The organism is Rhodococcus shunpengi (genome assembly GCF_048381395.1).
Taxonomy (GTDB): Bacteria; Actinomycetota; Actinomycetes; order Mycobacteriales; family Mycobacteriaceae; genus Rhodococcus.
On sequence record NZ_JBLWIU010000032.1, the window covers coordinates 141,299 to 158,440 of the forward strand.

The 17,142-nt window shown below is 67.4% G+C and carries 15 protein-coding genes; 11 read left to right on the forward strand and 4 right to left on the reverse strand.

Features of this window, described 5'->3' with window-relative positions; all coding sequences use genetic code 11:
- Positions 1-123 precede the first annotated feature (123 nt).
- The 5 genes from ACNJ7K_RS19150 (at position 124) to ACNJ7K_RS19170 (ending at position 5,101) form a co-directional block, all read left to right on the forward strand.
- Entirely contained in the window at positions 124-933 is an 810-nt protein-coding gene (locus ACNJ7K_RS19150; protein WP_120281342.1) for a MaoC/PaaZ C-terminal domain-containing protein, read from the forward strand.
- Between the two features lie 26 nt (positions 934-959).
- Positions 960-2,639 (forward strand): AMP-binding protein, encoded by a 1,680-nt coding sequence (locus ACNJ7K_RS19155; protein WP_159416776.1) that lies wholly within the window; start codon positions 960-962, stop codon positions 2,637-2,639.
- Positions 2,640-2,806: 167 nt separating this feature from the next.
- Entirely contained in the window at positions 2,807-3,967 is a 1,161-nt protein-coding gene (locus ACNJ7K_RS19160; RefSeq protein ID WP_120281344.1) for a 3-ketosteroid-9-alpha-monooxygenase, oxygenase component, read from the forward strand.
- Positions 3,968-3,978: 11 nt separating this feature from the next.
- On the forward strand, positions 3,979-4,248 hold the full coding sequence (locus ACNJ7K_RS19165) for a hypothetical protein (protein WP_120281345.1): 270 nt from the start codon (positions 3,979-3,981) through the stop codon (positions 4,246-4,248).
- 49 nt (positions 4,249-4,297) lie between these two features.
- Entirely contained in the window at positions 4,298-5,101 is an 804-nt protein-coding gene (locus ACNJ7K_RS19170; RefSeq protein ID WP_120281346.1) for an SDR family NAD(P)-dependent oxidoreductase, read from the forward strand.
- Between the two features lie 174 nt (positions 5,102-5,275).
- On the opposite strand, the gene ACNJ7K_RS19175 is transcribed toward ACNJ7K_RS19170, so the two are convergent.
- From ACNJ7K_RS19175 to ACNJ7K_RS19185, 3 genes are all read right to left on the reverse strand, one after another.
- Positions 5,276-6,328 (reverse strand): 2Fe-2S iron-sulfur cluster-binding protein, encoded by a 1,053-nt coding sequence (locus ACNJ7K_RS19175; protein ID WP_487042073.1) that lies wholly within the window; start codon positions 6,326-6,328, stop codon positions 5,276-5,278.
- Between the two features lie 117 nt (positions 6,329-6,445).
- Complete coding sequence (locus ACNJ7K_RS19180) at positions 6,446-7,792, reverse strand: MFS transporter (RefSeq protein ID WP_120281348.1); 1,347 nt, start codon at positions 7,790-7,792, stop codon at positions 6,446-6,448.
- Between the two features lie 227 nt (positions 7,793-8,019).
- Positions 8,020-9,165, reverse strand: a complete 1,146-nt coding sequence (locus tag ACNJ7K_RS19185) for an oxidoreductase (protein WP_159416774.1) — start codon at positions 9,163-9,165, stop codon at positions 8,020-8,022.
- Positions 9,166-9,444: 279 nt separating this feature from the next.
- On the opposite strand from ACNJ7K_RS19185, the gene ACNJ7K_RS19190 reads away from it, so the two are divergent.
- From ACNJ7K_RS19190 to ACNJ7K_RS19215, 6 genes are all read left to right on the forward strand, one after another.
- Positions 9,445-10,332, forward strand: coding sequence for an IclR family transcriptional regulator (locus tag ACNJ7K_RS19190; protein WP_159419045.1), 888 nt, complete (start codon positions 9,445-9,447; stop codon positions 10,330-10,332).
- Positions 10,333-10,428: 96 nt separating this feature from the next.
- Positions 10,429-11,295 (forward strand): alpha/beta fold hydrolase, encoded by an 867-nt coding sequence (locus ACNJ7K_RS19195; RefSeq protein WP_159416773.1) that lies wholly within the window; start codon positions 10,429-10,431, stop codon positions 11,293-11,295.
- 168 nt (positions 11,296-11,463) lie between these two features.
- On the forward strand, positions 11,464-12,642 hold the full coding sequence (locus tag ACNJ7K_RS19200; protein ID WP_159416772.1) for an acyl-CoA dehydrogenase family protein: 1,179 nt from the start codon (positions 11,464-11,466) through the stop codon (positions 12,640-12,642).
- Positions 12,643-12,676: 34 nt separating this feature from the next.
- Positions 12,677-13,600: a biphenyl-2,3-diol 1,2-dioxygenase gene (bphC, locus tag ACNJ7K_RS19205; RefSeq protein ID WP_487042074.1), complete on the forward strand. Its 924-nt coding sequence runs from the start codon at positions 12,677-12,679 to the stop codon at positions 13,598-13,600.
- Between the two features lie 12 nt (positions 13,601-13,612).
- On the forward strand, positions 13,613-14,782 hold the full coding sequence (gene hsaA, locus ACNJ7K_RS19210; RefSeq protein ID WP_120281354.1) for a 3-hydroxy-9,10-secoandrosta-1,3,5(10)-triene-9,17-dione monooxygenase oxygenase subunit: 1,170 nt from the start codon (positions 13,613-13,615) through the stop codon (positions 14,780-14,782).
- A gap of 158 nt (positions 14,783-14,940) precedes the next feature.
- Positions 14,941-16,407: an FAD-dependent oxidoreductase gene (locus ACNJ7K_RS19215; protein ID WP_268655116.1), complete on the forward strand. Its 1,467-nt coding sequence runs from the start codon at positions 14,941-14,943 to the stop codon at positions 16,405-16,407.
- 50 nt (positions 16,408-16,457) lie between these two features.
- Here the strand turns inward: ACNJ7K_RS19215 and ACNJ7K_RS19220 are convergent, their stop codons facing one another.
- The gene (locus ACNJ7K_RS19220) at positions 16,458-16,973 is read right to left on the reverse strand and encodes a flavin reductase family protein (protein WP_120281356.1); all 516 of its coding nucleotides are present in this window, start codon (positions 16,971-16,973) and stop codon (positions 16,458-16,460) included.
- Positions 16,974-17,142 lie beyond the last annotated feature (169 nt).

Consider the following 17,142-nt stretch of genomic DNA (forward strand, 5'->3'; position numbering starts at 1 on the left):
TGGGACGGGCGGTGACGGTCACCACCGCTCTCCCTAGCCTGTGACCTGGGCGTCTGTGGAAAGCGAGGTCCTGTCTCCGTCGGGCCGCCGCCCGGCGCCCCCATGAGAAAGGACTGAGATCGAATGACCGCAACGACGTCGACGCCCGCGCAGTGGCGAGGCCACGACCTGGGTGCCCGCACGGTCCGATACGACGAACGGGACGCGATCCTGTACGCGCTCGCGGTGGGCGCCGGTGCGACGGACCTCGACCTCGTGTTCGAAGAGCGGCTGCGGGTACTGCCGACGTTCGCTCTGACGCTGGCCCAGTGGGCACCGGATGCGCTCGGTGCGCTCGGTGCCTTCGACACGTCCACCGCGCTCCACGGCTCCCAGAGCCTCGAGGTGCTCGCACCGTTGCCGCGTTCCGGGGAGATCGCGATGTCGGCGCGCGTCGGTGAGGTCTGGGACAAGGGCCGGGCGGCGGTGTTCGAGGTCGTCGTCGAGAGCGAGTTCTTCGTCGCGACCTGGTCGTTGTTCGCACCGGGAGCGGGAGGTTTCGGCGGCGAGCGCGGACCGTCGGCGCCGGCTGCGCCGGAGGGGGAGGCCGACCTGGTCGGCACGCTCACCACCCACGCCGACCAGGCCGCGCTCTACCGGCTGACCGGCGACCGGCACCACATCCACATCGATCCCGAGGCCGCAGCGCGAATCGGACAGCCCCGCCCGATCCTGCACGGACTGTGCACGCTCGCCGCCGCGACGCTGCCCCTGGCCGACATGCTCGGAGCGCACCCGGCTGATCTGACGATGCTGTTCGGGCGGTTCGCGGCCCCCGTCTTCCCGGGCGATGCGGCACAGGTCCGCGCCTGGGGTGACGCAGCGGATGCCCGCTTCGACGTCGTCACGGAGACCGGCGCCGTTCTGTCCGGCGGTCGCGCCGCTTTCGCTTGATCGCCACAACCGTCTGGAGGAAAGACTTGGACACGTTCGCAGAAGTAGTGCGCGCTCGTCACGGTGACCCGAAGGTGGGGTTGCGTTTCGAGGACCAGCAGTGGACCTGGGGCGAGGTGGTCCAGGAAAGTGCCGATCGTGCCGCCGCGATCGTGGCGACCGTGCCCGCCCCGGCAGATCGGCAGCGTCATATCGGGATACTTCTCGAGAACGTCCCGGATTTCGTGTTCTGGATCGGTGCGGGCGCTCTGGCCGGGGCGGCCGTGGTGGGTATCAACGCCAGCCGTAGCGGTCCGGAGATCGCCCGGGACATCCGGCACGCGGATATCGACCTCGTGGTCACCGAGTCCCGCCTCGCCCATCTCCTCGAGGGCACCGACCACGGGTTGCCCGCCGACAGGATCTACGACATCGACGACGCGCGGTACGGGCAGTTCCTCGAGCCGTTCCGCGGCGCGGACCTGCCGGGGACCATCCCGTCCGCCGACGACATCGCGCTGCTGCTGTTCAGTTCCGGGTCCACCGGTGCCCCGAAGGCCGTCATCGTCGGTCAGGGACGATTCGCCCGACTCCTCGGGCCGCTGACCGAGCGTGTGCGCATGCGCGAGGATTCGGTGGCCTATCTGTGCATGCCGCTCTTCCACGGGAACGCGCTCATGCTCAACCTCGGCACGGCCATGCATGCCGGCGCGACCGTCTGTCTGATCCGGAAGTTCTCGGCGAGCAGATTCGCCTCCGACGTCCACCGTTACGGCGCCACCTTCGTCAATTATGTCGGACGCGCCCTGTCGTACATCCTGAGTCGGCCGGAGGACCCCCGTGACCGCGCGAGCACCCTCGAACTCGCGTTCGGCACCGAGGCGTCCGAAGCCGACGTGGCCCGCTTCTCCGAACGCTTCGGCTGCACGGTCGTCGAGGGTTACGGCATGAGCGAAGGTGTCTTCCGCATCAACCGCACCCCCGACACTCCGACCGGATCGCTCGGCGTCGCCGTCGGAGGTGTCGACGTCCGGATCCTCGACGAGGACACGGGGCAGGAGTGCCCTCGCGCCCGTTTCGACGAGACCGGTCGTCTCCTCAACAGTGACGCCGTCGGTCAGATCGTCGCGTGTGGTGCCGCCCACACCTTCGAGGGCTACTACAAGAATCCCGAGGCGATGGCCGACCGGGTCAAGGGCGACGATTTCTGGTCGGGGGACCTCGGGTACCGCGACGAGAACGGCTTCTTCTACTTCGCCGGAAGATCCTCCGACTGGCTTCGCGTGGACAGCGAGAACTTCTCCGCCACCCCGGTCGAGCGCATCATCCTGCGGGTGCCGGGCGTTCTGTCCGCCCCGGTCTTCGCCGTGCCCGATCCCACGACCGGAGATCAGGTCATGTGCGCCGTCGAACTCGAGCCCGGTGCGGAGTTCGATCCGGTGGTCTTCGGGGCGACCCTCGCCGAGCAGCCCGACATGGGTGACAAGTGGTGGCCGCGATTCGTGCGCGTCACCGACCGGATCCCGCTGACGGGGAGCAACAAGGTGAACAAGGCTCCGTTGCGGGCGGTCGCGTGGAACACCTCCGACACGGTCTACGTGCGTGTCGGACGGACCTCCGAGTACGTGCTGCTCGACGACGCGGAACGCGCACGCATCGAGAAGGAGTTCGTCGCCAACGGCCGAGCGGCCCTGATGCCGACCGCCGAGCCTGCCCCGGTTGCGTGATCGCGACCCGGCGCGGTCTCAGGACGGCGGAAGGTCTCGACCAGTGAGATGTCCTCATCAGGGGTGATACCGATCACCTAGCGTTTCGGTCGTATCGCGACGGAATGCTCCAGCGGACTCCGCCGCCTGACCTCCTCAACGCTTCCCTCCCGAAAGGACGGACGACCGTGAGCATCGGCACTTCCGAACAATCCGAGATCCGCGAGATCGTCGCCGGGTCGGCTCCCGCCCGCTTCGCCCGAGGCTGGCACTGCCTCGGTCTGTCGAAGGATTTCAAGGACGGCAAGCCGCACTCGATCGAGGCCTTCGGGACCAAGCTCGTGGTGTGGGCCGACAGCAACGACGAGATCAAGATCCTCGACGCGTACTGCCGGCACATGGGTGGGGATCTCAGCCAGGGCACGGTCAAGGGCGACGAGATCGCGTGTCCGTTCCACGATTGGCGCTGGGGCGGAAACGGGCGCTGCAAGAACATCCCGTACGCGCGGCGCGTTCCTCCCATCGCCAAGACCCGTGCGTGGCACACCCTCGATCAGGACGGCATGCTCTTCGTGTGGCACGACCCTCAGGGGAACCCGCCGCCCGCCGACGTGACCATCCCGCGCATCGAAGGCGCGACGAGCGACGAGTGGACCGACTGGGTCTGGTACACCACCGAGGTCGACACCAACTGCCGGGAGATCATCGACAACATCGTCGACATGGCGCACTTCTTCTACGTGCACTACTCCTTCCCGGTCTACTTCAAGAACGTCTTCGAAGGCCAGGTGGCCAGCCAGTTCATGCGGGGCCAGGCCCGTGAGGACACCCGTCCGCACGCGGCAGGACAACCGAAGATGCTCGGAAGCCGCTCCGACGCAAGCTACTTCGGACCGTCCTTCATGATCGACGATCTCGTCTACCAGTACGAGGGTTACGACGTCGAGTCGGTCCTCATCAACTGCCACTACCCGGTCTCCCAGGACAAGTTCGTCCTGATGTACGGCATGATCGTCAAGAAGTCCGACCGCCTCGAAGGCGAGCAGGCCCTGGAGACCGCCCAGCAGTTCGGGAACTTCATCGCGAAGGGCTTCGAGCAGGACATCGAGATCTGGCGGAACAAGACCCGTATCGACAACCCGCTCCTGTGCGAGGAGGACGGCCCGGTCTACCAGCTGCGACGCTGGTACGAGCAGTTCTACGTCGACGTCGAGGACGTCGAGCCGGCGATGACCGACCGCTTCGAGTTCGAGATGGACACCACCCGCCCGGTGGCCGCCTGGATGAAGGAAGTCGAGGAGAACATCGCCCGCAAGGCCCTCGAAGAGCAGTCCACCCCTGCGGGCTAGGAGCGGAGAACATGCAGAACCGGATGGCGCCGTTGCGGTGCGGTGAATGCGCCGCGCAGGTGCTCGTGCAGAAGAACAGCTGGGAGCACACGTCCATCCAGTGGAACACCGACGCGCGCCGTCGTTGCCCCGTCGTCCGGGACGACGACGGGCGCGAGGGCCGCCCCGGCGCGCCCCGGATGTCGTGCTCGAACCTCGACGCCGCGATCGCGAAGGCGGCCGCCTCGGGTGTCATCGAGGTCTTCGACGACACCCCGATCCGAGCCCCCATCGTGCAGTGACCGTTCCCTTCCGACCTTCCGCTCCCGACTACTTCTCGAAGGACCGACGATGCCAGAATCCCTCGACCTCGATCGCTCGTACTACGGCCCGTGGGCTGTCATCGCCGGCGGCTCCGAAGGCGTCGGCGCCGCGTTCGCCGACGAATTGAGCCGCGCCGGCTTCGATCTCGTGCTCATCGCGCGTAAGCCGGAACCGCTGGAGGAGACGGCGGACAAGGCGCGGAGCAACGGCGTGCAGGTGCGCACCCTCGCGCTGGATCTGCTCGACGACGACGCCGTCGAGCAGATCCGCACGGCCACCCAGGACATCGAGGTCGGCCTGTTCATCTTCAACGCCGGCGCGAACAGTTACGGCCACGAGTTCGTCACCGGCGACCTCGACGGGTTCCGCGGCGTGATCGACCTCAACGTCCACCGGCAGATCGAGTTGTCGCACCTGTTCGGTGGGCCGATGAAGGAGCGTGGCCGCGGCGGCATCATGCTGCTCGGGTCGCTCTCCGGATACATGGGTGCCGAACACCAGAGCATCTACGCGGCATCGAAGGCGTTCAGCCGCGTCTTCGCCGAGAGCCTCTGGCTCGAACTCGCACCGCACGGTGTGCATGTGGTCGAACTCGTCCTCGGTGTCACCCGCACCCCGGCGATGGTGCGTGCGGGTCTGAACTTCGACATTCCGGGGATGCTCGTCGCCGAGCCGGAGGATGTCGCACGTGAAGGTCTCGAGCACCTGACCGACGGCCCCGTATGGGTCGCCGGCGGCAACTACGAGGCCGCGGTCAAGCGCAGCGGGTTCCCGAGGAACAAGCTCGTCGAGGGTGCAGCAGCAGCGATGCGGGCCCTGCTGAACCGCTGATCCGCGCGATCCCCACCTACTCGTCCCCGGGTGCCGTACGGCACCCGGGGACGCTCCATTTCACGACGCTGCGTCGTACGCGGAGTGCATCCGTTCCCGCACGATCTCGCCCGGACGGACGAAGGCCCCGCACCGCAAGAGGCGGTACGGGGCCTTCGGTTCCCTACGGCCGGTTCAGAAGTCGATGCGCACGTTCTTGCTCTTGGGCCTGGCCTGGCACGCGAGGACGTATCCGTTGGCGATGTCCTCCTCGTCGAGGATCGCCGACGGCGGGGTGTCCACCTCTCCTTCGACGACGGTGCACGCGCACGAGCCGCACTCGCCCTCTCGGCAGGAGTAGGGCACGTCCAGGCCCTTCGACAGCATGATGTCGACCAGGGTGGCGCTGCGCGGCCACACGAGGTCGTGTTCCTCGCCGTCGAGCTGCACCGTCACGGAGGCGGCGTCGGTGTCCGACTCGTCGATCTCCACGGCGGGCACGTCGGCGAACGGATCGCCGGACAACGAGATGAAGACCTCGGCGTGGATCCGGTCCTTCGGGACGCCGGCCAGCAGCAGGCCTTCGCGGACGGTGTCCATGAACGGCCCGGGTCCGCACATGTATGCGCGGTGATCGGCGAAGGAGGAGATCAAGGTCGCGAGCTGCTGCGGGGACGGCAGGCCCTGCACGCTCTCGAGCCAGTGGACGACGGTGAGGGCGTCGGAGTGGCGTGCGGCGAGCTCACGGAGTTCTTCGGCGAAGATGACGGATTTCTCGTCGCGATTGCCGTAGACCACCACCACATTGCGGTTTCCGCTGTGCAGTGCCGACTTGAGGATCGACATCACGGGGGTGATCCCGCTTCCGCCGGCGAACAGGACGAGCTTCTCGGTGAGGTCGACCGGGGTGAAGACTCCTGCGGGAGGCAGCACCTCGATGCTCTGACCGGCGGCGATGTTGTCGCACAGCCAGTTCGAACCGTATCCGGCCGCGGTGCGCTTGACCGTGACCTTGAGGGGTTCGTCGGCGTGCGGTGAGCTCGCCAGGGAGTAGCACCGCGCAACGGAACCCGTCATGTCGCTCGGAATGCGCAGGGTGAGGAACTGTCCCGGTTTGTAGGTGAAGTCCGCTCGGCGGTCCTCGGGTACGTCGAACACCAGTGAAACGGCGTCGGCGGTTTCCTGGACGACTGCACTGACGGTCAGCACGATGGAGCGTGAACCGACCGGTGTCTCAACGGCTGTCATCACAGTGGGTTCCCTTCGATACGAAAACTTCTCGATCGGACCACGGTAGAACGACGCCGACGCCGACGCCCGTCTCCTCCCGGTAATCGGGACAGCGGGAGGAGACGGGCGTTCGGATCAGGCGGTGCGCGCGGTGCGCGGGATCAGCACGGTGATCCCGATGGTCACCACGGAAAGCGCGATGAGCATGCCGCCGACCATGTTGATCCCTGCGAGGGGGGTCGCAGCGAAGGCGAGCAGCATGGTCGCGATCGACGTTCCGACACCCTGGCCCGCGGTGCGCAGCACGGCGTTCGTGCCGGTCGTCTCGCTGGTGTTGTGCTCGGGCACGGACTCGACGATCAGGTTCGGAATCGCCGTGTAGGCGAAGGCGGTCGCGACCGACACCACGACGACCATGGCGGTCATGGCCACCACGGAGTGGTGCGCGGTGAGCATGACGACGACGCCGACGATGAACAGGGCGGTGCCGAGCAGCATCGAGGCGCGTGAACCCACTGCGGCGGAGATCCGGCCGCTCAGCGGGGTGCAGACGAATCCGAACAAAGAACCGATGAACGAGAGCCAACCCGCGTGTGTCGCGCTCAGGCCCAGGCCGAAGTCGCCGGTGGAGGGCGTCTGCATGATGATCGGGATGATCATGGTGACCACGCCCAGCGGTCCCGCCGCGATCGCGACGGTCGCCAGCATCGTGAGCGAGAACTTGCGGTCGGCGAACAGTCGCACGTTGATGATGGGGGAGGGGGTGCGCAGTTCCCACCGCACGAGCAGGACCAGGGCGGCGGCGCCACCCAGGATGAGACCGAGGGTGCGCGGGTCCGACCAGCCCCATGCCTGGGACTTGTTGACACCGAGCAGGATCGCGGCGACCGCACCGGCGAAGGTGACCGCGCCGATGTAATCGATCTTCTCGGAGGTCCCGGTGGGCCGACGCCACGGCAGGACGAACCAGACGAGCAGCAGAGCGAAGATCGCATATGCGGCTGCGACGACGAAGATCATGTGCCAGCTGGCGTTGTCGATCAGCAGACCGGCGACGAGCAGCGACGCGGAACCTGCTGCGACTGCGGAGCCGGAGATCAATGCGACGGCAACGGGGACGCGGGAGGCGGGAAGGTGCTCACGGGCCAGTCCGATGCACAGCGGCAGGATCGCGCCGGCCACACCTTGGATCGCGCGGCCGATGATGATGCTGGTGAGACTGTCGCCGACGGCGCTGACGATCGAGCCGAGCGCCGCGACGGCGAGCAGGACCATCAGGATCCGTTCCCGGCCGTACATGTCGCCGAGTCGTCCGCACACGGCGGCCGAGGCAGCCGAGACGAGGAGGAAGGCCGTCACCGCCCATCCGACCGTCGATGCGTCGCTGTCGAATTCGGTGATCAACGTCGGGATCGCGGCGAACATCATCGATGTTTCGAACGCGCTGATGATCTCGACGGCGATCAGGACCGACACGATCACCCATACCGGTTGCTGCCGGTCGAACCGGCTCCGCCCCTTCGGGGTTGCGGCTTCCGGCTGGGAGAGTTCATTGGCGTAGGAAGTCAAAGCACATTCCAGACTCTCGGCGACCCGAACGCGGGCCGTGTTTCCCTGCCCCACGAATGGGAGTGGCTCGGATCACTTGGTATCGCAGGTGAGAGCTGTCACGCTGTGCTATCTCGCTGAGCGAGACCGCCTTCGGGATGTCAGATCAGCGCGGCCTCGTGTACCGAGCGGTCGAACTCGGGGAGTTCCGCGCCGTTGCGGAGGGTTGTCGCGAGAGAGGGGTCGGCGAGATGCAGACGTCCGATGGCGATCAGATCGAACTCGTCGTCGCCCAGCCGTCGTTCGAGTTCGGGAACGTTGTTGCGCGCGGGCGCGCTGCCCTGGAGGCGGCTCTCCCGCAAGGTCGTCGCGATTCCGACACTGCCCACGGCCATCGAATGTGCGCCGGTGACCTTCTTGGCCCAGCCCGCGAGGGTCAGGTCGCTGCCTTCGAATGCCGGAAGGTCGAAGCGGCGGATGCTCGCGTCGAACACGTCGACGCCGGCTTCCTTCAAGGGGGTGAGGACGGCCTTCAGTTCGTCGGGGGTGTGGGCGATCCGGGCCTCGTAGTTCTGCTGCTTGTGCTGCGAGAAACGGTAGAAGATCGGCAGGTCGTTGCCGATGCGCGAGCGGATGGCGGCGACCACCGTCGCGGGGAAGCGGGTGCGGCGCTCGAGGTCGCCGCCCCATTCGTCGTCGCGGAGGTTGGTGCCTTCCCAGAGGAACGCGTCGAGCAGGTAGCCGTGCCCTCCGTGGAGTGCGATGCCGTCGAACCCGGCTTCGGCGGCAGCGGCGGCTGCGTCGGCGTAGGCAGCGACGACCTGTTCGATGTCCTCGGCGGTCATGGCTCGCGTGGGTGCGGAGGCTCGGGCGATGTAGTCCTCGCCGTAGGACGTCACGCCGAGCTCGCCCCAGATCCCGGACGGTCGCATGGGGACGAGGTCGGGGTCGACATCCGCGCTCATTGCGCCCCAGAGGGGGCCGACGTGCCAGAGCTGGGGAACGATGCGTCCGCCCTCGGCGTGGACCGCATCGACGACGCGACGCCAGCCTTCGAGAGCTGCTTCGCCGTACATGTGGGGCACGCGGGGGTTGTCGACTGCCGTCGGGTGCTCGATGGCGACGCCCTCGGTGACGATCAGGGCGGTGCCGCCCGCGGCGCGTCGCCGGTAGTACTCGACCACGTCCGGTCCGGGTACGCCACCCGGGGAGTGGGAGCGGGTCATCGGGGACATCACGATGCGGTTGCGGAGCTCGAGGGAGCGCACCGTCAGGGGGCGGAAGAGGGGGGACTCGGTTTCTGACATCTCGGTCTCGACTCTTTCGGCTCGGCGGGCGACGGGTGCAGGCAGATTCCGCCCACATCCGAGGTTGTACCCATCGCTCGGCCCGGGGGACAGGGACCTCCTGCTCAGTGAGACGTGTCGGCGGACGGTCGATGAGGAAGACGCGGATCGCGCAATCGGCCCGGTCCGCTGATCGGGAATTGTGCAACAGGTCACTCGCCGAGTACTCTGGCATCCGCTCACAAGAATCAATTTCAGTTTTTCTCTCGTGGGTGATCGGATTCCGGAGAAAGGGTGGCGATGTCCGAGGCGCAACGTACGCAGGTCTCCCAGGCACCGAAGCGCGAATTGCCTGCATCGATGGTCGAGAGAATGACCCTCATCCTCGATGCCTTCGACGATCTCTCATCGCGGCTCACCCTCGAGGAAGTCGCGTGCCGCACCCAACTTCCGCGTTCGACGGTCCACCGCATCCTCGACCAGATGGTGCGACTCGACTGGATCGACCATGCGTCGTTCGGCTACTGCCTCGGTCGCCGCGCAAAGGCCATGGGAGAGGGCGACAACGGACACATCCGTGTCCGCGAGGCCGCGGCACCGCTCCTCCACGAACTGCACATGACGACCGGGATGGTCGCGCACCTGTCCGTGCTCGACGGGCCCGACTGTGTCTACCTCGACAAGATCGGCGGCCAGCTCGCCGCGACGCTGCCGTCGCGGGTCGGTGGACGTGTACCCGCCTACTCCACGGCCGGCGGGAAGGCGCTGCTCGCCGGACTCGAGCCGGAACAGGTCGATGCTCTCTACCCCGGCCCGCACCTGCCGCGTCGCACCGAGCGGACCATCGCCGACCTGTCGACCCTGCACCTCGAACTCAATCGCATCCGCCGTCGTCACGGCCTGGCGTTCGAGACCGGCGAGGCCACCACCGGTATGTCCTGTGTGGGCGCCGCGATCCGCAGCCCCGCATCGCCGGTCGCCGCGATCTCCCTGTGCGGTCCCACCCGTCCCGGCCACCTCGAGCGCATCGCACCCCTGGTCGCCGGCGCGGTTCGCGACATCTCGCACACGCTGTACCCGGAGCTGAGCGCACCTCGTCGCAATCGTGCCGCGCGGAACACTGCAGACTCGTGGTCTCCGCAGGTCATGGAGCAGATGCTCGCCACGCAGTCGGACGGCTGGATGTAACCTGCATACGCTCACCGGCCGCCGGCACGTCCGGAACATCCCGGTGATCGGGAGCGTCCGCGCGACGTGAGGGGAATCACTGGAAGCCTCGTCGGTATGACGACGGAATTCACTTTCGAGAACACGGCGCGGGAACTCGCGACCGACCGCGGCACCCTTCGCTACCACGAAGCCGGCACGGGCGAGCCGCTCCTGCTGCTCCACGGCTCCGGACCGGGCGTCACCGGCTGGCGGAACTACCGCGGTGTGCTCGCCGACCTCGCCGAGCACTTCCGGTGCCTCGTTCTGGAGTTTCCCGGCTTCGGAGTGAGCGACCCGTGCGAAGGACACCCGATGGCCATGGCGTCGGTGGCGGTCACCGATTTCCTCGACGGTCTCGGACTCGACCGCGTCTCGATCATCGGTAACTCGATGGGCGGCATCGTCGGAACGCAGTTCGCGATCGCGCACCCCGATCGGGTCGAAAAGCTCGTCACCATCGGGGGCGCGGGACGATCGGTCTTCGCGCCGGCACCCGGCGAGGGCATCCGGTTGCTCATGGAGTTCACCGACGATCCGACCCGCGAAAAGCTCGTTCGCTGGCTGCGTTCCATGGTGTACGACCCCGCGGTCATCACCGACGAGCTCATCGAGGAGAGGTGGACGCTCGCCACCGAACCGAAGACCCTCGAGATCGCGCGGCGTATGTACAGCACTGCGGCCTTCGCTGCGGGGGCGAAGGCCGCCGCCGCGTCCGACGCCACTCCGTACTGGGCGCAGCTCCACAAGATCACGGCCCCGACCCTGCTCACCTGGGGTCGCGACGACCGGGTCAGCCCCGTCGACATGGCCATGCTGCCCATGCGCGAGCTGCGCCACGGCGAGCTGCACGTATTCCCCAATTGCGGCCACTGGACGATGATCGAGGCCCGTGAGGCATGGCTCTCGGCCGTCCTCGCGTTCCTCACCCGAGAAGACTCCTAGGCAGCGGTCGCCGGGGGTCGGTTCCTCGACCCCCGGCGAGCGCCAGGGTGTTCCCGCTCAGTGGAACTCCGGCAATGGAAGTGTTGTTCTCCTGCGACTGTAGGCACCAACGGAACCGACGCTCGCCACGCCGTATCGGGGGCGTCACCCTCACAGGTGGGAGAGATCATGGGACAGGTGCTCGACTCCGTTTCGGAGTTCGCAGACGAGATCCGCGCGGACGGTGCCGAAGGCGACACGCTCATGCGTCTGACCGACCGCAGCGCCAAGCGGCTTCGTGATGCCGGCGTCATCCGGCTCCTGCAACCGAAGGAATTCGGGGGGCTCGAGGCGCACCCGCGCGAGTTCGCCGAGACCGCCATGGCCATCGGCGCGATGGACGGCGCGACGGGCTGGGTCAGCGGCATCGTCGGTGTCCACCCCTGGGAGATGGCCTTCTTCGACCCGAAGGCGCAGGAGGAGGTGTGGGGCGAGAACCCGGACACCTGGATCGCCTCCCCGTACGCGCCGATGGGTGTCGCAACTCCCGTCGACGGCGGATACATCCTCAACGGCCGCTGGTCGTTCTCCTCGGGCACGGACCACTGCGACTGGGTCATGATCGGCGCTGCCGTCGGCGACAAGGACGGCAATCGGCTGAGTCCCCCGCAGAGCCTGCACGTGCTGCTGCCGCGCTCCGACTACCGCATCGACCACGAGAGCTGGAACGTGGTCGGCCTGCGCGGCACCGGCTCGAAGGATCTGATCGTGGAGAACGCCTTCCTGCCCGAATACCGCACCCTGCGCGCCGAGCGTGTCATGGGCGGGGTGGCGTGGCAGGACGCCGGACGTGACGAGACGCTCTACAAATTCCCCTTCTCGTGCATCTTCCCGCTGGGTATCACCTCGTCGCTCATCGGCATCGCCGAAGGCGCCCTGAACTGCTACATCGAGTCGCAGCGTGAGCGGGTCACGGTCTCCGGCACCGCGATCAAGCAGGATCCGTACGTGCTCTCGGCCCTCGGCGGGGCCGCTGCGGAGATCGCCGCCTCGCGCGCCGCGATCCTCGAAACCGTCGATCGGTTCTGGGACATGACGGAGAAGGGCATCGAGGTCACCTTCGAGCAGCGCGCGATCGGTCGGCGCACGCAGACCGCCGCCGCCTGGCGGGCCGTGGCCGCGGTCGACGAGATCTTCGCCCGTGCCGGCGGCGGCGCACTGCAGTTGACCAACCCGCTGCAGCGCTTCTGGCGCGACGCCCATGCGGGTCTGAGCCACGCCATCCACGTGCCCGGATCGATCTTCCATGCTTCCACGCTCTGCCAACTCGGCGAGGAGCCGCAGGGCATGATGCGGTCGATGATCTGACACCACAAACCTTACGGCGAAGGAACTTTCGGATATGACGGACATCCGGGGCCTGGGTTATCTCAGGATCCAGACCACAGACATCGCGCGGTGGCGCGAACTCGTCGTCGACGGACTCGGTATGGCGATCGGTACCGGCCCCGAACCCGACGGCCTGTACCTGCGTGTCGACGAACGCCGGGCACGCCTGAGCGTGCTTCCGGGCGAGATCGACAAGGCGCTCGCCGTCGGATGGGAGGTGCGGGACGAGTTCGCCCTGCGCCGTGTGCGCGAAGCGGTCGAGAAGGCCGGTATCGCGGTGGAGGTGCTCTCCGAGGAGGAATCGACCTACCGCGACGCCGAGCAGGTCATCGCATTCGACGATCCGGGCGGCACCCGCACCGAGGTGTTCTTCGGTCCGGTGCTCGACCACAGTCCGGTCGTGACGCCGTTCGCCGGTGTCTTCCACACCGGCGAGGAAGGTCTCGGCCATGTCGTCCTGCCCACCGCGGCGTTCGCCGAGTCGTACGAGTTCTACACCGAGGTACTCGGTTTCCTCCCGCGCGGCGCGACACGACTCGGTGGTCTGTCGGCACCGCCGCCGGTGCGGCGGGTGCGCTTCCTGGGTGTCAACCGTCGCCACCACAGCCTCGCGCTGTGCCCGGCCCCGCCCGGAACCGAGCCCGGTCTCGTCCATCTGATGCTCGAAGTCGACACGCTCGACGCGGTCGGCCAGGCCCTGGACAGGGTGAACAAGCTCGGGTTCTCGATCTCGTCGACTCTGGGCCGCCACACCAACGACAAGATGGTCTCCTTCTACGTGCGTGCCCCGGGCGGATGGGACATCGAGTTCGGGACCGAAGGGATGCTCGTCGACGAAACCTTCTACACCGCAGAAGAGATCACGGCGGACAGCTACTGGGGACACGACTGGTCCGGTTCCGAACCTCTCGCGGCGTTCTCGCCTCCCGCGGGCTGACCGCGACACTTCATGGTCGCCGACGACGTTCCGGGCGCGGTGCGGGACCTGATTCCCGCCATCGCCGACCGCGCGGCGGACACCGACCGGCTCGGCCGCATCTCCGACGAGACGGTGCGTGATCTGGTCTCCGCCGGCGTGTTCCGCATGCTGCAGCCGCGCCGATACGGCGGGTCGGAGACCGAGCCGACGCGTTTCTACGAGGTCGTACGCACCGTTTCGAAAGCCTGTGGTTCGACGGGCTGGGTCACATCCATCGTCGGCGTCCACCCCTGGCATCTCGCGCTGTTCGACGATCGAGCGCAGCAGGACGTCTGGGGTGAGGACGATTCGACACTCGTCTCGTCGGCGTATGCCCCGGTCGGCCGTCTCGTCCCGGTCGACGGGGGCTACCGGCTGTCCGGGACATGGATGTTCTCGTCCGGCTGCCGATTCGCGTCGTGGGCACTCCTCGGCGCGGTGGTCGTCGGCTCGGAGGGCAGGCCGGTGGATTTCGTCACGGCGCTCGTACCGCGGAGCGACTACACGATCCGCGACGTGTGGAACGTCGTCGGAATGCGGGGGACGAGCAGCGACGAGATCGTCGTCGACGAGGTGTTCGTTCCCGCCCACCGTGTCAAGCGCAACTACGAGACCTCGCAGCTGCGCGGTCCCGGGCAGAAGGTCAATACCGGACCGCTGTACCGGATTCCGTTCGCTGCGTTGTTCACCACCGCCGTCGCCGTACCCATCGTGGGGGTGGTCGCCGGCTGCTACGACGAGTACCTGTCGTCGATGCGCGAACGAGTGCGGCTGAGCCTGGGCGGAGGCCGGTTCGTGGACGACCCGTTCGCTCAGGTCGCCGTGGGACGCGCAGCATCGGACATCGACGCCGCGACACTGCAACTCGACCGCAACATCCGCGAACTGTGGGACCTGGCGCGGGCGGGCAGGGAGATTCCGTTGGACCTGCGTCTGCGCACCCGGCGCGACCAGGTACGCGCCACCGAGCGGGCGGTGGAGGCGATCGACCTGTTGTTCAAGACGGCCGGAGGCACGTCGCTGTTCCTCGGAGGAATCATCGAACGGGCCTGGCGCGACGCGCATGCCGGGAGCGTCCACGTCGCCAACGAACCCGAGCGTGCCTATGCGTTGTACGGCCGGAACGCCTTCGGCCTGCCGGTCGAGGACAACCTGATCTGAGCATCGGCGATGCCTTTTCGTAGGTGCTCGCTCCGAATTTCTCGAACAGCGGGAACTTCCCGACGTCGATCCGGAATGCCGTTTACGGTCCGGAGGGATCACCCGACCCCCGTGCGGAACAGTCTGCCGCGCATCGCTATCGGAAGGAACTTCCTCCCATGAGCACTTCCCCGGTCCGTCCCGTCCCCGTCCGCGACATCGGAAGCTGGGACCTCGAAGCCGATGTCGTGGTCGCCGGTTTCGGTATCGCCGGTGTCTCCGCCGCGATCGGTGCGGCCGAGAGCGGAGCGGACGTGCTGGTGCTCGAACGCACCGGCGGTGGCGGGGGAGCAGCCGCCCTGTCGGGCGGGATCGTCTATCTCGGCGGTGGCACCCGGTTGCAGAAGGCCTGCGGGTTCGACGACACCCCGGAGAACATGAAGACCTTCCTCGCCGCGGCTCTCGGACCGGGTGTCGACGAGGACAAGCTCGACGTCTACTGCGAGGGCAGCGTCGACCACTTCGACTGGCTCGAAGCGTGCGGGGTGCCCTACAAGGAGAGCTTCTGGTCGCAGCCCGGCTGGGAGTGCCCCGTCGACGATTCGTTGATGTACAGCGGTGGAGAGAACGCTGCGCCGTTCCACACGCTCGTCGAACCCGCTCCGCGCGGACATCTCGCCCAGGTGACCATGCCGCGCAACGGAGAGCAGGCCGCCGGCTACGTGCTCATGACCACCCTCATCGCCAAGGCGGCCGAGGTCGGCGTCCGCGTCGAATCCGACGTCCGGGTGCAGCGACTCGTCGTCGACGAAACCGGGCGGGTCGTGGGCATCGTCGCCACGCGGTTCGGTGAGACCATCGCGGTCCGGGCGCGCGGCGGCGTCGTGCTCGCCACCGGATCGTTCGCCTACAACGACGAGATGATGCAGGCGTACGCGCCGCGGCTCTACCAGCGCCCTGCGGCGACCGTCGAGGAACACGACGGTCGCGGCATCCTGATGGCCCAGGCTCTCGGCGCACGACTGGCACACATGGACGCGTGCGAGGTCGCCTTCTTCTGCGATCCCCAGCTGATCGCACGCGGCATCCTCGTCAACGGTCGCGGTCAGCGTTACGTCGCCGAGGACACCTATCCCGGCCGTGTCGGTCAGCTCACCATGTACCAGAACGACAACCAGGCGTTCCTCGTCCTCGACGAACAGGCCTACGAGGAGGGCATGGCGGCGCCGAGTTCGAGTCCGCAGCTGCGTCACCGGCCCACCTGGGTGTGTGAGACGGTCGCCGAACTCGAATCCGAGATGGGACTGCCCGCGGGTGCACTGACCGCGACGGTGGAGTTGTACAACAAGCACGCCGAGCAGAGGACGGATCCGGTCCTCGGGAAGAAGCCCGAGTGGGTGCGGCCGATCGGTTCCCCGATCGCGGCGATCGACCTGCGGAACATGACCGGCGGTTTCACCCTGGGCGGCCTGCAGACCTCGGTCGACTCGGAGGTCCTGCACGTGGACGGCGATCCGATCCCCGGCCTGTATGCGGCGGGTCGCTGCACGTCCGGTCTGTCGGCCTGGGGTTACTGCAGCGGTATCTCGCTCGGCGACGGCAGCTTCTTCGGGCGGCGGGCCGGCATCCGCGCAGCCGCCTCGTAGACGACGGGATGTGCGTGCGGTGCTCGTCCATCGCACGCACACCTTCCCCGTCAGCGGCCGAGGTCGAACCCGCCGCGGTAGAACACCATCGGGCTCTCGTCGCCGAGGCATTCGAGTTCGGCGACGCGGCCGATGACGACATCGTGATCACCTGCTACGTGCACGTCCTCGATCGAGGCGTGCACCCGCATGAGCACACCCGGTAGGGACGGGGTGCCCCAGCGGGAGAGCTCCCAGTCGAGGCCGTCGAACTTGAGACCGCGGCTCGAACCGAACCGGGAGCACAGATCGGTCTGGTTCGCACCGAGCACGTTGACGGTGAACCGGCCGGTGCGGCGAAGTCGCGGCCAAGCTCGTCCGCGGTGATCGGCGCAGAACAGCACGAGGGGCGGCTCGAGCGAGACCGACGCGAACGACTGGCACGCGAAGCCGGTGGGGCCGTCCTCGTCGAGGCCGGTCACGACGGTGACGCCGCTCGCGAAGCGCCCCATGGCGCGGCGCATCTCGTCCGGGCCGGGCACGTCGACGTCGAACTCGGCTTCGTAGGTCGGTATCCGGGTCTGCATGTGACTCACTCCGATTCGCTCTGGTCGCTGCCTCCGGCGACGTCCTTCGAATCGAGCGTATGGGTGACGCGTGACACCTCGGAACGGCTTCTCGCTGAGTGGACTTCCTGCCGGAACGACCCGGGTCGGCGAGGCCCCGAGCTCCCACCGTTCGGGACCGCAGAAAAAC

Coding starts and splice junctions, on each gene's coding strand:
- ACNJ7K_RS19150 (WP_120281342.1), top strand. CDS start 124: ATGACCGCAACGACGTCGACGCCCGCGCAGTGGCGAGGCCACGACCTG.
- ACNJ7K_RS19165 (WP_120281345.1), top strand. CDS start 3,979: ATGCAGAACCGGATGGCGCCGTTGCGGTGCGGTGAATGCGCCGCGCAG.
- ACNJ7K_RS19170 (WP_120281346.1), top strand. CDS start 4,298: ATGCCAGAATCCCTCGACCTCGATCGCTCGTACTACGGCCCGTGGGCT.
- ACNJ7K_RS19175 (WP_487042073.1), bottom strand. CDS start 6,328: ATGACAGCCGTTGAGACACCGGTCGGTTCACGCTCCATCGTGCTGACC.
- ACNJ7K_RS19185 (WP_159416774.1), bottom strand. CDS start 9,165: ATGTCAGAAACCGAGTCCCCCCTCTTCCGCCCCCTGACGGTGCGCTCC.
- ACNJ7K_RS19190 (WP_159419045.1), top strand. CDS start 9,445: ATGTCCGAGGCGCAACGTACGCAGGTCTCCCAGGCACCGAAGCGCGAA.
- ACNJ7K_RS19195 (WP_159416773.1), top strand. CDS start 10,429: ATGACGACGGAATTCACTTTCGAGAACACGGCGCGGGAACTCGCGACC.
- ACNJ7K_RS19200 (WP_159416772.1), top strand. CDS start 11,464: ATGGGACAGGTGCTCGACTCCGTTTCGGAGTTCGCAGACGAGATCCGC.
- bphC (WP_487042074.1), top strand. CDS start 12,677: ATGACGGACATCCGGGGCCTGGGTTATCTCAGGATCCAGACCACAGAC.
- hsaA (WP_120281354.1), top strand. CDS start 13,613: ATGGTCGCCGACGACGTTCCGGGCGCGGTGCGGGACCTGATTCCCGCC.
- ACNJ7K_RS19215 (WP_268655116.1), top strand. CDS start 14,941: ATGAGCACTTCCCCGGTCCGTCCCGTCCCCGTCCGCGACATCGGAAGC.
- ACNJ7K_RS19220 (WP_120281356.1), bottom strand. CDS start 16,973: ATGCAGACCCGGATACCGACCTACGAAGCCGAGTTCGACGTCGACGTG.